Origin of the sequence: Rhodococcus sp. JS3073 (genome assembly GCF_026810085.1) — a bacterium.
In the GTDB taxonomy this organism is placed as follows: domain Bacteria; phylum Actinomycetota; class Actinomycetes; order Mycobacteriales; family Mycobacteriaceae; genus Rhodococcus_F; species Rhodococcus_F wratislaviensis.
Window position 1 is genome coordinate 4,049,574 of the sequence record NZ_CP113951.1, and the last position, 14,190, is coordinate 4,063,763.

The 14,190-nt window shown below is 67.6% G+C and carries 13 protein-coding genes; 8 read left to right on the forward strand and 5 right to left on the reverse strand.

The window, feature by feature from the left end:
- Positions 1-20 precede the first annotated feature (20 nt).
- The 8 genes from OYT95_RS18395 (at position 21) to OYT95_RS18430 (ending at position 7,840) form a co-directional block, all read left to right on the forward strand.
- Positions 21-1,556 (forward strand): APC family permease, encoded by a 1,536-nt coding sequence (locus OYT95_RS18395; protein ID WP_268792152.1) that lies wholly within the window; start codon positions 21-23, stop codon positions 1,554-1,556.
- Positions 1,557-1,641: 85 nt separating this feature from the next.
- Positions 1,642-2,532: a LysR family transcriptional regulator gene (locus OYT95_RS18400; protein WP_037238169.1), complete on the forward strand. Its 891-nt coding sequence runs from the start codon at positions 1,642-1,644 to the stop codon at positions 2,530-2,532.
- Positions 2,533-2,772: 240 nt separating this feature from the next.
- Positions 2,773-3,921, forward strand: coding sequence for a PucR family transcriptional regulator (locus OYT95_RS18405; RefSeq protein WP_052033497.1), 1,149 nt, complete (start codon positions 2,773-2,775; stop codon positions 3,919-3,921).
- Positions 3,918-4,673 (forward strand): VOC family protein, encoded by a 756-nt coding sequence (locus OYT95_RS18410; RefSeq protein ID WP_112301414.1) that lies wholly within the window; start codon positions 3,918-3,920, stop codon positions 4,671-4,673. The genes OYT95_RS18405 and OYT95_RS18410 overlap by 4 nt, the downstream gene beginning before the upstream one ends.
- A 115-nt stretch (positions 4,674-4,788) precedes the next feature.
- Positions 4,789-5,991 (forward strand): aromatic ring-hydroxylating oxygenase subunit alpha, encoded by a 1,203-nt coding sequence (locus OYT95_RS18415; RefSeq protein ID WP_052033496.1) that lies wholly within the window; start codon positions 4,789-4,791, stop codon positions 5,989-5,991.
- On the forward strand, positions 5,981-6,925 hold the full coding sequence (locus OYT95_RS18420) for a PDR/VanB family oxidoreductase (protein WP_128640461.1): 945 nt from the start codon (positions 5,981-5,983) through the stop codon (positions 6,923-6,925). Before OYT95_RS18415 ends, OYT95_RS18420 begins: the two co-directional genes overlap by 11 nt.
- 63 nt (positions 6,926-6,988) lie before the next feature.
- Positions 6,989-7,207 (forward strand): hypothetical protein, encoded by a 219-nt coding sequence (locus OYT95_RS18425; protein WP_268792153.1) that lies wholly within the window; start codon positions 6,989-6,991, stop codon positions 7,205-7,207.
- Between the two features lie 150 nt (positions 7,208-7,357).
- On the forward strand, positions 7,358-7,840 hold the full coding sequence (locus tag OYT95_RS18430) for a carboxymuconolactone decarboxylase family protein (protein ID WP_005567250.1): 483 nt from the start codon (positions 7,358-7,360) through the stop codon (positions 7,838-7,840).
- Positions 7,841-7,844: 4 nt separating this feature from the next.
- Here OYT95_RS18430 and OYT95_RS18435 read toward each other — a convergent pair whose 3' ends face one another.
- The 5 genes from OYT95_RS18435 to OYT95_RS18455 form a co-directional block, all read right to left on the reverse strand.
- Positions 7,845-8,738, reverse strand: coding sequence for a LysR substrate-binding domain-containing protein (locus OYT95_RS18435; protein ID WP_012690836.1), 894 nt, complete (start codon positions 8,736-8,738; stop codon positions 7,845-7,847).
- Between the two features lie 104 nt (positions 8,739-8,842).
- A complete protein-coding gene (locus tag OYT95_RS18440; protein WP_268792154.1) occupies positions 8,843-10,114 on the reverse strand; it encodes a glucarate dehydratase family protein in 1,272 nt (423 codons plus the stop codon).
- Complete coding sequence (locus OYT95_RS18445; protein WP_268792155.1) at positions 10,114-11,049, reverse strand: 5-dehydro-4-deoxyglucarate dehydratase; 936 nt, start codon at positions 11,047-11,049, stop codon at positions 10,114-10,116. Before OYT95_RS18445 ends, OYT95_RS18440 begins: the two co-directional genes overlap by 1 nt.
- A gap of 25 nt (positions 11,050-11,074) precedes the next feature.
- Positions 11,075-12,670, reverse strand: a complete 1,596-nt coding sequence (locus OYT95_RS18450; RefSeq protein ID WP_268792156.1) for an aldehyde dehydrogenase (NADP(+)) — start codon at positions 12,668-12,670, stop codon at positions 11,075-11,077.
- A gap of 49 nt (positions 12,671-12,719) precedes the next feature.
- On the reverse strand, positions 12,720-14,081 hold the full coding sequence (locus OYT95_RS18455) for an MFS transporter (protein WP_268792157.1): 1,362 nt from the start codon (positions 14,079-14,081) through the stop codon (positions 12,720-12,722).
- Positions 14,082-14,190 lie beyond the last annotated feature (109 nt).

Below are 14,190 nucleotides of genomic sequence, written 5' to 3' on the forward strand. Positions count from 1 at the left end.
AATAAAACGAAGGACGAGACATGACCGAAGACAGCATGGACCATCGAAGACTCGCCAAGAAGCTCACCTGGCGCGATGGCATGGCCATGGCGCTGACCCTGCCAGTTGGGTTGTTCGTGACATTCGGCTACCTTCTCGGCGTCGTCGGCGCCTGGACCGCAATTACCGTCTGGTTCATCGGAGCGGTGATCAGCTTCCTGCAATGCCAGGTCTTCGCGGAGATGGCGGCGATGTTCCCCCGCGACTCCGGAGGAGTCGCACGCTATGCCATCGAGGGCTGGAAGAAGTACTTCGCCCCACTCGGAGCCATCGCCGCGTTCGGCTACTGGCTCGGTTGGTCACTGTCCATCTCCATGGCCTCGGTCGTCTTCGGAGAATTGATCGAGGCGACCTGGTTCCAGGACAACACCCTCGCCTTCGGCATCTTCGGCAACCACCTCGGGCTCGAGCACCTCTTCGCTCTCGGTGCCATGCTGTTCGCCTGGGCCTTCAACTACTTCGGCTTGAAGTTCGGCGCCACGGTCAACAAGGTGCTCGGACTGCTGGTTGTCGCAGGTCTAGCCGTCATAACGGTGGCGTGCCTGGTCAGCCCCTCGATCCATTGGTCGACGGCCAACTTGTCCTGGTCGGTCGCCGGCGACTGGCGAACAGTCGCTGTCGTGTTCTACGTGACCGCGTGGACGATCTACGCGGGCGAGATCGTTGCTTCGTTCGCACCCGAATACAAGGACACCGCCCGCGACACGTCCAAGGCCATGTCGCGCATTTCGCTGTTCATGATCGTGCTGTTCGTCGTCGTCCCGACCGCCCTCGCGGGTGGTCTCGGAGAAGGCGTGGTCCGAGACAACCCGGTGAACTATGTCGCCGTGGCATTCGAGCAGGCGTTCGGCGGCGCGGCCTGGATCGGAACGATCGTGATCGCGTCGGCCCTGCTGATCTCTATCATCTCCACGACCGCCGACGGGGGCCGCGCGCTGTTCGGGCTTGCGCAGGAAGGCATGACCATCAAGCAACTCGACTGGGTCAACCGGTGGGGTGTGCCTGGCCGGTCCCTGACCCTGGACGTGCTCCTCAACGCGACCGTCATGGTCCTGGTGGGCCACCCGGTGAGCATCTTGCTGGCGAGCAACCTCGGCTACCTTCTGTCGATCATCCTGGGACTGTCGGCTTTCATATTGCTGCGCAGGGACCGACCGAACTGGCCGCGGCCGATCAGACGACACCGCGCGTGGATTCCCGTCGTGGCAGTCCTGGTGGCGTTCAACGTCTTCATCACCGCGATCGGTGTCCTGAATCCCGAACTGCTGGGCTACGGCGGCGCCCGGGAGTCTCTGGTCGCGGTGGCCGTCCTGCTGTTCTCGGTCGTGCTGTATGCGTATCGGCGCGTGGTCCAGGACAAACTTCCCATGCTGTGGCGACTTCCCGCTCCGGCGATGCCCCAGGGCGCCGACGCCCTCGCCCTCGAGAACGAGATGCGGCAGATGCATTCCTCTCCCACCCACTCGACGAACCGTGACTCGACGACGCCGAGTGAACTCGAGAAGGAACCTCTGTGAGGACCCTGCGAGGACGATGACCGGCAGGTTGCGCCGACAGTCGGGGACGCATCGAAGTGAGAGCAGAATGAGGGACCGGTTGAGAGTGGATGCGGAAGACGTGAAGTACTTCCACGTCGTGGCCGAAGCCAAGACTCTGGTCCGCGCCGGCCAGGAACTGGGGGTCGACTACACAACCGTCAGCCGCCGGATAAGTCGACTGGAGAAAGCGCTCGGCACTCGACTCTTCAGCCGAAGTGGGACTGGATGGAAGCTGACACCCACGGGCGAAGGTCTCCTGCCGGCAGCACGCATGGTCTCCCTCGGTGTCGATGTGTTCGCGGACGGCGACCCGATCGTCTCGGGCCCGGAGGAATGGACCATTCTCGCCCCGGACGGATTCGCGGCGACAGTCCTGGCGCCGCGCTGCGGTCGCCTGATCGCCGAGAGCGGGGTCGTCCTGCGTATCGTGACCGCGGATTCCCTCGCGAGCCGTGACGGAGTGTCCTACGACGCGGCGGTGGTCCGCACCAAACCCACGTCTTCCCGGGTCAGGATTCAGGAACTCGTCACCTACGAGATCGGGCTCTACGCTACCGAGGACTACTTGCTCGAACACGCCGAGATCAGACGGATCGAGGACCTGCAACAGCACGTCCTGTGCTGGTACGCAGAGGACCCCCTCGCAGCCGTGCCCGACTTTGTGGCTCTCAGGCCGATGCTGCCCAACATCATCCGATTACAGTCCAACAACCTCCTGGTACACGAGGAAGCCGCCCTGGCCGGGGTGGGGATTGCCGTCATGCCCTCCTACATCGCACAGAGGCGCCCGTCCCTGGTCCGGGTCCTCCCCGAGGAGGTCACGTACACAGGGCACTACTGGACGGTCCTGCCTGCCGCGCAGCTGCGCTGGGAAATCACTCGGAAGGTCCTGCGATTCCTGCGCGAGGCCGTCCTCGACGCGGGTCTCGCCAACTCGGAAATGGAGCCGCGTTGAACGAGCGAGAAGTCGACATGCCCGTGCCCGGCGGAGGCCGCGCTTGCCCGCATTCTTCGCGGACAACGCCTCTGGTGGTATCGGCGGCACTCTGAATTCAACCGCAGCGGCGATCGTGTCGACGTCGAGTAGCCCGCACTTTTCCGCGTTCGGCTCCGCGGTTCGTGGAGGAATCGTCCACCGATTCCGCGCCGACATCGACTGGCGTGGCCCACGTCGCCCGTGCGTAGGATGCACGCTATGACGTCGGCCGACCCTGACCTCGCCGACCATCGGGTCCTGGCCGACGCGCTGACCGCCGAGCGGCCGCTGTATGCGCTGGTGACCGCGCTTCACGGGCTCTCGGCCGCACCGGTGGCCGTGATCGATCTCCGCGGCGGAGTGTTGGTCAGCGTGCCGGCGCGGTCGGAGTGGTCGGCGGAGGAACTGGTTGCCGCCTCTCCCCAGTCCGGGGAGCTGGTGGCCGGCTGCATGCTCCGGCCGGTGGAACTGGAAGGCGAGCCGGTCGCGGTGCTGTGCGCACGGGGACAGGACATCCCACCGGCGCTGCTCGCGTTCGCCGCGACGCTGGCCGGCATCGAGCTGTCCCGCCGGCACGCCGTCTTGAGCGGGCGACGGGAGCTGCTCGGCCAGGTACTGGAGGACGTGATCGCCGGTCAGTCCAGTGAACAGGAGGCCGCGCGACGGCTCGGCGAGCACGGCTTGGACGCCGGCAGGGCACACGAGGTAGTCGTCGGGTCCGTGGCTTGTCCGCCTCGACGGCTCCGCTCCTACCCGTGGAACTTGCACACCCTGCTGAGCCAGCAGCACGACCCGCACCTGCGTGCCATCGTGCACGACCGCGTCGTCCTGGTCGTCCCGGAAGGGGCTGGACTGTTCGTGGCCAAACTGTGCCATGAGCACCTCACCAGCCTGGGACCGGACGCCCGCGTGGGGGTGAGCAAGGCGCGCGTCGGGGTCCGCGGTCTTCGGCTGGGCTATTTCGAGGCGCGCAACGCCCTGGCCGAGGGCCACGGTGTGCACGTGCACCGGATCCAGGACCTCGCCACGGCGCTGCTGATCGCCAGTATCGAGGCCGGGATGCCACTGGGCGATCTAGCGGCCGAGGCACTGGCGCCACTCCTCGAATACGACCGGAAGAACGGCACCTCGCTCGTGACCACGCTCCGCCGCTACCTGGCCGAGGACTGCGCACCGGCCGCGACTGCGACGGCACTGTTCGTGCACCGCAACACCTTACGCAACCGGCTGAAACTGATCGAGGAGCTCACCGGCCGCGATATCGATTCGCCGAGCAGCCGCACACACTTCTGGCTCGCCACGACCGGCTGGGAACTCGGCTCCGCCGCCGACCTGTCGTCACTACTCGACGGGCGGGGCCCAGAATGACCGGAAACGCCCAGATCGCCCTCGACACCGTCCTCTTCGTGGGCGGTGACACACCGGCCAGTCGCGCCTTCTACACCCTCGCCATGAACCACGAACCGGCGGGAGACAGCCCCGGACAACGCATCTCGTTCGTACCGGCCGACGACGTTCCCGCGCCACCGTCCGGATGCTGGGTGCCCTGCTTCAGCACCACCGACCCGGCCGGCGCCGGCCGCCGGGCACTCGACCTCGGCGCCCGCCCGGCCGGCACCGTGCCCGTCGACGGCCGGCACCAGCCCGTGTACTCCGCACCCGACGGGGCACTGTTCGCCCTGACCGACCCGACCGGGCCCCGACCGTCGAGTCAGCAACTGGGGGACGTGGCCTTCGTCGATCTGTACACACCGCTCGCCGAAGAAGCCGCGACCTATTACGCCCAGGCCCTGTCCTGCCAGGTGATCGACGAGCCGGCGCCCGGCCCGGGCAACTACCGCCTCCTGGTGTTCGCAGACCGTCCAGGCGCCGGCGTAGTGGACATGCTCGACGTCCTGCCGTCTGCCGTTGCGCCGCACTGGATCCCCTTCCTGCGAGTCCTGGACCTGGAAGCGGAGGTCGCCCGCCTGAGCGACCTCGGCGCGCGGGTCCGGGTACCGGCCACCGAATCGGAAATGGGTCCCTTCGCCATCCTCGCCGACCCGTACGGGGTGGCGTTCGGAATCCAGACGCCGGCCTCCGACGATCTCCTCAGACGGTACGTATCCAGCACCCATTGACTGTGGTCACGCACAGGCAGCGTTAGTCAAACTGTGCACACGCATATGTTGGCGGGCTGAAATAGTGATTAAGTTCATTGTCACTTGATCCGGCACTCCCGACGATGGAGACGACATGACCACCACCCTCCCGCCCGCACCCCTCGCTGCTGCTGCGCTGGACCACGTGCTCCGGGAACAACTTTCCGACGCACGGACGCTTCCGGCCGAAGCGTATCTGTCCCCCGATGTCCTCGACTGGGAGCGTAAGCACCTGCTGGAGGCCGCTTGGGTCTGCGTGGGACGCAGCAGCGACGTCGGCACCCCCGGCGACCAGCGCGCCGTCCGGGTCGGAACCCAGGGGATCCTGCTGACCCGCGATGCCGCCGGCGCCATCCACGCCTTCTACAACGCGTGCCGGCACCGGGGGCACGAGCTGTTGCCGGTGGACTCGTGCACCAACAAGAGGGTGGTGCACTGCCCCTACCACTCGTGGGTCTACGAACTCGACGGTGACCTCCGCTCCGCGACTCAGTTCACCGGTACGGAGAACTTCGCCAAGGAGGAATGGCCGCTTGTCGGGTTGCGCGCAGTCGAGTGGTTCGGCTGGATTTTCGTCAACGCCTCCGACGATGCCCCCGACTTCGGTGAGTGGGTCGGCAATCTGACCGAGGTCGTCGCCCCCTGGGATCCCACGGACATGGTCGTCGGCGAGTCTCACAGCTACACGCTCCAGACCAATTGGAAATTGGTGATCGAGAACTACCTCGAGTGCTACCACTGCCCCTCGATCCACCCGGAGCTCTGCCGGGTCAGCCCGCCGGAGACGGCGATGGGCCTGCGGCACACCGGCATGTGGCTGGGCGGACCGTTGGAGCTGCGCGAGAATGCGGAAACCATGAGCCTCGACGGCCGCAGCGGCGGGGAGCGCATCGCCGGGATCAGCGACGAGCAGGCCCGACGCACGATCTACTTCATGCTCGCACCCAATCTGCTGCTCACCCTGCAGCCGGACTACGTGATGACCCACCGTCTGGTGCCGCTCTCGCCCGGTGAGACATTCGTGGAGTGCTCCTGGCTGTTCCCCCGCCACGTGGCCGAGCGTCCGGGTTTCGACCCCTCGTACGCCGCGGGGTTCTGGGACATCACCAACCGCCAGGACTTCGCGGCCTGCGAGTCCGTGTACCAGGGCCTGCTGAGCAACGGTTACCGGCCCGGGCCCTTCGACGCGCGCGAGGACGGCGTCCGCGCCTTCCAGGCCCAGCTCGCCTCCGCCTACCTCACCGGGCGCTGGGACATCGCACAAGCCATCTCCTTCGGCGGCCGCGATGACCAGTGACTCCGAGTTTTCTCTCGAGGTCACCGCCGTCGTCTCACTGGCAGCGGGTGTGCGGCAGGTGCGCTTGGAGCGTCGCAATCGCACACCGCTGCCCGGTTGGGAGCCCGGAGCGCACATCGACGTGCTGCTGCCGAACGGGTTGGTGCGCCAGTACTCGCTGTGCGGTGACCCACGGGACGATGCGGCCTACGAGATCGCGGTGCTGCGAGCGCCGCAGAGCCGCGGTGGCTCCGAGCACGTGCACACCCGACTTCGCGTCGGCGACGAGGTCGCCGTTCGGGGCCCGCGCAACAACTTCACATTCGCTGCCCGGCACCGAGCCCTGTTCATCGCCGGCGGAATCGGAATCACGCCAATTCTCGCGATGATCGGACAAGCCGAGCGGGAAGGACGCGAGTGGAAGCTCGTCTACGGCGGGCGGAACCGCGACTCGATGGCCTTCGCCGGCGAGCTACAGCGCTACGGAGACCGGGTCCAGCTGGTCCCGGAGGACGAACTCGGGCGCCTCGACCTACCCGCGCTGCTGGGCACACCTCTGCCGGACACCGAGGTCTACTGCTGCGGCCCCACCGGCCTGCTCGACGCCGTGCAGCAGTTGTGCAAGCCGTGGCCCCCGGGGTCACTGCACCTGGAGCGGTTCTCCGGCGCAATCACCGACGGGCCGACGGCCGCGTTCACCGTCGTCGCCGAACGCAGTGGCGTGGTCTGCTCCGTGGCGCCGGGCCAGTCGATCGTTGACGCGCTGGCCGACGTCGGCGTCGTCGTCCCCACCTCCTGCGGAGAGGGGCTGTGCGGCACCTGCGAGACGAAGGTGCTCGACGGGGTGCCCGACCACCGCGACCTTCTGCTCGGCGACGACGAACGGGAGGCAGGCACGTCGATGATGATCTGCGTCTCCCGCGCCATCGGACCACGACTGGTCCTCGACCTGTAGCGCCGGGCACCGGGGCGGGGTCCTGCACACCCGTACATCAGGACTGGAAAGAACGGAGGCGACGTGACCGAAGACGAACTGGCCATGCTCGACTTCGCGGTCAAGTGGGCGCCTTTCGGAGGCGGGGACGAACACATTCTGCCCGAGTTCGGCGTCTTCCCGACCGTGTTCTACCGGCAACTGCAACGTCTCCTGACACGTCACCACGGCGTGAACGACAGCGTCCGACGCCGGCTCGACGAGTTGTGCGCCCTCAAACTCGCGGCGATGTGTCCGGACTAGGCACGGTCGCATTCGAGCGTCCGCGACAGCGGATTGCACTGCCCCTCGCCGTCTCGCCGCGGCACATCGCGTCCCACCAGCATGAGATCACCAACATAGAACACGTGTCAGATCTTCCGCCCGCGATACCTGCCGCTGTAGCATTCGGGGATGAGTCGAGTAGGTAGCTACAGTGACGATGACGTGGCAGGTTGGCTGTCGATCTCGCCCGAGCTGGGTGGTGCGCTCGGGGCTTTCACGGACGCCGTGTACAACCGGAACCGATTACCGTTACGGGTCCGGGAGATCGCGCGGATGGCGGTCGCGGAGGCCAATGAGTGCGCCGTGTGCCTCGGCACCCGCGACAGGAGCGGCGCCGATGCGGGGATCGACGAGCACTTCTACGATCACGTTCTCGAGTGGGAGTCGTGGCCGGGGTACAGCGCCGAGGAGCGGACCGCGGCGGAATTCGCGCACCGGTTCGCCACCGATCACACGGCACTCCGCGACGACGAGGACTTCTGGGCGCGGTGTCACGAACATTTCTCCGACGAGATCCTGACCGACCTGGCGCTGTCGTGCGCGTTGTGGCTGGGGACGGGCCGGGTGCTGCGGGTGCTCGACATCGGTCAGACGTGCAAGCTCACCCTGTAAGCACTCACTCCCACTCCCGCTGCGGGAGAACGTCCTCCATGAGCCTGCGCAGCGCGGGGTTCCGACTGTCCGAGCGCCAGGCGGCGTTCATCTGGACGGGCCGGTCGCGGATCGCGGAGACGGGGCGGAACACGACCCCTTCCGGGTGCATCGTCTGCGCGGATTCGGGGACGAGGGCCATGCCCAGCCCGGAACGGACGAGCACCAGCATGGTGTGCACCTGCGTGACGTACTGGACGTAGCGCGGGGAGGCACCGACGATCGTGAACGTGCTGATGAGCAGTTCGTGGAAGTACCGCGCATCGACGGGCGAGTACATGACGACGGGCTGATCGTCGAAATCCTCCACCGCCAACTGCTCGGCGTCGGCGAGGGGGTGACCGGCGGGCAGCGCGGCGACGAGCCGCTCGTGGTGGATAGGGCGGGTGTCGATTCCGGGACGGGTGAGGATGGGACGAATCAGCCCGAGGTCCAGTTCACCGCTGATCAGCGATTCGATCTGCACGGAGGTGACCATCTCCCGCAGAACGATTTTCACGTCCGGCAGCCTGTCGCGTGCGGCCTCGAGCAACCTCGGCAGCACCGCGTGCGCGGATGCTCCGGTGAACCCGACGACGACGGTGCCGAGGTCGCCGGCGGGTACGCGCCGCACAGTCAGGGCGGCACTCTCCGACAGACTCAGGATGCGCCGGGCATCGGGGAGGAACGCCGCACCGGCTGCGGTGAGGGTGACGGATCGGCTGGTGCGGTCGATCAACTGCACACCGAGTTCGCTTTCGAGCTGCTGGATCTGACGGCTCAGCGGTGGCTGCGTCATGTGCAGGCGCTCCGCGGCGCGACCGAAATGCAGTTCCTCCGCGACGGCGATGAAACACGACAGCCGCGCGAGGGAGAACATCCGATCCACTCCTTTGCCTCGAGGTGGGCCCGAGCCCGAAGACTCAATCTAGCCCACCCGGAAGGCGCCGACCGAGACCGCGGTCGGCGCCTTCCGTGAGACAGCTACCAGCGAGGGCAGGTGTTCTCGAACGTCGGGTCCACCGACTTCATGTATCCGGTGTCGTCGCGGTCGCGCACCCCGCAGTCGAGGTACTGCTGGTGCAGGGCGGCGAGGGCGTCCTCGTCGATCTCGACACCGAGTCCCGGCGTCGTCGGCACCGGGACCGCGCCGTCGACGAACTTCAGCACACCCGGCTCGACGACGTCCTCGGTCTTCCACGGCCAGTGCGTGTCACACGCGTACGTGAGGTTCGGGGTGGCGCCGGCGAGGTGCACCATCGCGGCCAGGCTGATGCCCAGGTGCGAGTTGGAGTGCATCGACAGCCCCAGGCCGAAGGTGTCGCAGATGCCGGCGAGCAACCGTGACCGCTGCAGGCCACCCCAGTAGTGGTGATCCGACAGCACGACCTGGACGGAATCCTTCAGCACGGCGGGCTGGAGCTGATCGAACGCGACGACGCACATGTTCGTGGCGAGCGGCATCTTCGCCTCCCGCGCGACCTCGGCCATGCCGTCGAGGCCCGGCGTCGGGTCCTCGAGGTATTCGACGATGCCGTCGAGTTCCGACGCGACCCTGATCGACGTGTCGACGGTCCATGCGGCGTTGGGGTCGAGGCGCAGCGGCAGGTCGGGGAACGCGGCACGCAGCGCCTTGATGCCGGCGATCTCCTCGTCGGGTGAGAACACGCCACCCTTGACCTTGATGGCCTCGAAGCCGTACTCGCCGATCATCTTCTGCGCCTGACGGACCAGACCGTCGGGGTCGATCGCCTCGCCCCACTCGTCCTGCTCGGCGCCGGGGTGCCCGGCCCACTTGTAGAACAGGTAGGCGCTGAACGGAACGGCGTCGCGCACCTTGCCGCCGAGCAGATCGGACACCGGCCGGCCGAGGGCCTTGCCCTGCACGTCGAGGCACGCCACCTCGAACGGGGAGAACACGCGGTCGGTGGTGCTGGCCGTGGTGATCATGCCCGCGACACCGTCACCGCCCGTGACGGTCAGGGTGGCGATCTTCTCGTCGATCGCCGCGCGGATCGCGTTGAGCGCGAACACGTCCAGCCCGACGATCGCGTCGGCGGCCGCTTCGAGCCGGATGAGGTGGGCGGTGTCGGCGTAGGTTTCACCGAGTCCGACGAGGCCACCGTCCGTGTCGAGCTGGATGATCGCGCGCAGCGCGTAGGGCTGGTGCACACCGACGGTGTTGAGGAGCGGCGGGTCGACGAACGCGACGGGCGTGATCCGTGCGCCGGTGATCCGGATGGGTGCGGCAGCCATCAGACCGCCGCCTGCACGGCGAGGGCGTCGGCGAGAACGGCGCGGCCGGCTGCGGTGATCTGCGCGAGCTCCCGCACGTGGGCCTCGCTCGTCGGGACGAGCGGCGGCCGCACCGACCCGGCGTCGATGCCTTCCATCGCGACCCCCGACTTGATCAGCGACACCGCGTATCCGGGCACCTGGTCACGCAGGCGCACCAGGGGGTGGAAGAAGTCGCGGAGCAGCGCGGCGGTGAGTTCCTCGTTGCCGGATTCGAGCGCGTCGTAGAACCCGAGAGCGAGTTCGGGCGCGAACGCGAACGTCGCGGACGAGTACAGCGTGACACCGATCGCGCGGTACGCCTGCTGGGTGACCTCGGCGGTGGGCATGCCGTTGAAGAACAGGAACGGCTTGCCGGACGGGGCGAGCGCGTCCTTCACCGCACGGACGATGCGGCCCACCTTGTCGAGATCACCGGTGCCGTCCTTGAACCCGACGACGGTCGGGAACTGCGCCACCTCCACGGCGGCCGCCTCGTCGAACCGGGCGTTGCCGCGGTTGTACACGACGAGCGGGAGGTCGGTGGTGTCGGCGACCGCGCGGGTGTACTCCACCAGTCCGGCCTGCGGCATCGTCACCAGGTACGGCGGGAGCAGCAGGATGCCGTCGGCGCCGTTGGCCTTCGCGCTGGCGGCGAACTCCTTGGCCTGCTGCACCGAGCCGCCCGCCCCGGCGAACACGGGGACACGTCCGGCGACGACCTCGGTCGCCTTGGCGACGATCTTGCCGAACTCCTCCAGCCCGAGGGCGTGGAATTCGCCAGTGCCGCAGGCGATGAAGACGCCTCCGGGGCCGGCGTCGACACCCTTGGCGACGTGCTCGGCGAGCCGGTCGTAGTCGACGTCGCCGGATGCGGTGAACGGTGTGACGGGGAAGAACAGGACGCCGTCGAGCATGGGGAACTCCTTCACGAAGGGAAAATCAGGCTTGAGTGAGTCGGCCGTCGATGCGACGCCACAACTGGTCGGGGTTGCCGTCGGCGATGGCGGCGGGGAGCAGCGAACTCGGAACATCCTGGTAGGCAACGGGACGCAGGAACCGTTCGATCGCCAGCGAGCCCACGGACGTGGTGCGCGAGTCGGAGGTCGCGGGGTGCGGGCCGCCGTGCACCATCGCGTGGCCGACCTCGACCCCGGTGGGCCAGCCGTTGAACAGGATCCGGCCGGCCTTGAGCTCGAGGACGGGCAGCAGTCGTCCGGCCTCGTCGAGATCGGCGTCGTCGACATGGACCGTCGCGGTCAACTGGCCTTCCAGCCGCGCCGCCACGGCACGCACCTGCTCGGCGTCGCGGCACTTGACGATCAGGCTGGACGAGCCGAACACCTCCTGCTGCAACACCTCCGATCCCAGGAACGTGTCGGCGTCGCTGCTGAACAGGGCGGCACGGCACGAATTGGGGGCGTCGGACTCGACGCCGCGGGCCTCCACGGTGGCCGCGCCCTCGAGTGCGGCAACCCCGTCGGCGTAGGAGCCGGCGATGACCGGGGTGAGCATCGGCGTCGGCACCGCCTCGGCGACCGCGGCATTCGCGGCCGCAACGAACTCGGCGAGGCCGGGACCGTCGACGGCGATGACGAGTCCGGGGTTGGTGCAGAACTGGCCGGATCCGAGCGTCAGGGACCCGACGAACGCGCGGCCGAGGTCGGCGCCGCGGGTGGCGAGTGCGTTCTCGAGCACGAACACCGGGTTGATCGAACTCATCTCGGCGTACACCGGGATGGGTTCCGGACGCCCGGCGGCCGCGGCGACCAGAGCGGTTCCACCGGAACGGGATCCGGTGAATCCGACGGCCTTGATGCGCGGGTCGGTGACGAGTGCGGTGCCGAGCCCGCGGCCCGAGCCGAACAGCAGGGAGAACGTGCCCGCAGGCATGCCGGTGCTCGCGACGGCGTCGGCGATGGCACGGCCGACGAGTTCGGAGGTGCCGGGGTGCGCGTCGTGGGCCTTCACGACGACCGGGCAGCCCGCGGCCAGCGCGGACGCGGTGTCGCCGCCGGCCACGGAGAAGGCGAGGGGGAAGTTGCTCGCGCCGAACACCGCGACGGGTCCGAGCGGCACCTTCCGCTGGCGGATGTCGGCACGGGGAAGCGGCGTCCGGTCGGGCATCGCGGGATCGATGCGGGCACCGTTCCAGCCGCCGTCCCGCAGGACGCCGGCGAACAGCCGCAGCTGTCCGGACGTGCGGCCCACCTCACCGGTGATGCGGCCCTGGGGAAGTCCGGATTCGGCGCACGCCCGTGTGATGAGCGTCTCGCCGAGGGCCTCGATGTTGTCGGCGATCGCCTCGAGGAACTGGGCGCGCTTCTCGCTGCTCGTGGCGCCGAACGGCGCGAACGCCTCGGCGGCGGCGGCGCAGGCGGCGTCGACGTCCCGTTCGTCACCGTGCGCGAAGCCCGGTTCCAGCCGTCCGTCGGTGGTGGGGTCGATGCCGTGGATCGTCGTGCCGGAACCCTGGACGGGCTTCCCTGCGATGATCATCTGTCCGGTCACGGCGGTCCGGTTTACCGTTGCTGTCATGATTCAGTCCTCGAGTTCTCGTCTGCGTTTCGTCTGTGCCGGTGAGAGGTCACTTGGCTGCCACGGCGGTCTCGTCGGAGCCCACCTCTGCCAGGTCCGCGACGTCGTCGATGTCTTCCTTGTCTCGCCGGAAGTACGTCACCGCCGCGGCCGCGGCCAGGGCGAAGAGCGACAGCACGACCAGGCCCATCGTCACCGTGCCGGTCTGCTCCTTGATCACCCCGAAGCCGAACGGGGCCACGAAGCCACCCAGGTTGCCCAGCGAGTTGATGATCGCGATCGCCGGCGCCAGCACCATCGGGTGGAGCGTGCGCTGCGGAATCGACCAGAAGAGCGGGCTCGCGCTCTTGAATCCCATCGTCGCGACGCACAGAAGCGGGAGCGCGAGCCAGGGTGTGACGAACGCGGCGGCCATCGTGCCGATACCGCCGATGAGCAGCGCGGCGACGAGGTAGGGCTTGTGCCGTCCGGTGCGGTCGGCGGAGCGGTTGGAGAAGTACATCGCGAAGATCGCGCAGATCCACGGCAACGAGGAGAGCAGCCCGACGGTGATGTCGTTGGTGCCCGGGATGCGCCGGATGATCGACGGCAACCAGAACGTGTTGGCGTAGATCGCCATGGTGATCGCGAAGAAGATTCCGCAGCACACCAGGATCCGCGGCTGCAGGAGCAGCTTCCAGCGCGAACCCGACTCGCCGCGCTTCGCGGACGCCTCACTGCGCAGCACGTCCTCCTCGGCGATGACCGCCTGCAGGTCGTGCTTCTCCACGCCGGTGAGCCACTTCGCGTCGTCGATCTTCGAGTCGAGCAGACGGTAGGCGAAGCAACCGACGACCACCGACAGCAGACCCTCCAGCGCGAACATCCACTGCCAGCCGTGGTGCCCACCGAGTCCGTCGAGGGACAGCAGCGGTCCGGACAGCGGTCCCGAGATGGCAGCCGCGATGGAGGACCCGGCGATGAACAGTGCCGTGGCGCGGCTGCGATGGTTGTTCGGTAGCCAGCGGGTGAAGTAGAAGATGATGGCCGGGAAGAAGCCGGCCTCCGCGACACCGAGGAGGAATCGGAGGGCGTAGAACATCTCCGGGCCGTTGACGAACGCCATCGCCGCGGACACCAGGCCCCACGAGATCATGATGCGGGTGAGCCACACCTTGGCGCCGAACTTCTCCATGAGCACGTTCGACGGCAGTTCGAAGATCGCATAGGCGATGAAGAAAACACCCGCACCGAAGCCGTACGCCGCAGCGCCGATGCCCACGTCCGCCTCGAGATGCGTCTGCGCGTAACCGATGTTGGATCTGTTGAGCTGATTGCAGATGAGCATGACGATGAACAGCGGAACGACGCGACGGAAGATCTTGGAGACCGCGCTGTCGACCGCCGGGGAAACGGCGAGGGGGAGGGTCATCGGTGACTCCTCTCTGTGCTGGCGCTGGTGGTGCGGGGAACGTTGGAGGACTCCGATCACGCCCGGCTACCAGGCGTGACCTGAGTCATAGGAATCACGCTAGAGGCAT

Excerpts from the sequence above, each read along its gene's own strand:
- OYT95_RS18395 (WP_268792152.1), top strand. The coding sequence starts at position 21 with ATGACCGAAGACAGCATGGACCATCGAAGACTCGCCAAGAAGCTCACC.
- OYT95_RS18405 (WP_052033497.1), top strand. The coding sequence starts at position 2,773 with ATGACGTCGGCCGACCCTGACCTCGCCGACCATCGGGTCCTGGCCGAC.
- OYT95_RS18410 (WP_112301414.1), top strand. The coding sequence starts at position 3,918 with ATGACCGGAAACGCCCAGATCGCCCTCGACACCGTCCTCTTCGTGGGC.
- OYT95_RS18415 (WP_052033496.1), top strand. The coding sequence starts at position 4,789 with ATGACCACCACCCTCCCGCCCGCACCCCTCGCTGCTGCTGCGCTGGAC.
- OYT95_RS18420 (WP_128640461.1), top strand. The coding sequence starts at position 5,981 with ATGACCAGTGACTCCGAGTTTTCTCTCGAGGTCACCGCCGTCGTCTCA.
- OYT95_RS18430 (WP_005567250.1), top strand. The coding sequence starts at position 7,358 with ATGAGTCGAGTAGGTAGCTACAGTGACGATGACGTGGCAGGTTGGCTG.
- OYT95_RS18435 (WP_012690836.1), bottom strand. The coding sequence starts at position 8,738 with ATGTTCTCCCTCGCGCGGCTGTCGTGTTTCATCGCCGTCGCGGAGGAA.
- OYT95_RS18440 (WP_268792154.1), bottom strand. The coding sequence starts at position 10,114 with ATGGCTGCCGCACCCATCCGGATCACCGGCGCACGGATCACGCCCGTC.
- OYT95_RS18445 (WP_268792155.1), bottom strand. The coding sequence starts at position 11,049 with ATGCTCGACGGCGTCCTGTTCTTCCCCGTCACACCGTTCACCGCATCC.
- OYT95_RS18450 (WP_268792156.1), bottom strand. The coding sequence starts at position 12,670 with ATGACAGCAACGGTAAACCGGACCGCCGTGACCGGACAGATGATCATC.
- OYT95_RS18455 (WP_268792157.1), bottom strand. The coding sequence starts at position 14,081 with ATGACCCTCCCCCTCGCCGTTTCCCCGGCGGTCGACAGCGCGGTCTCC.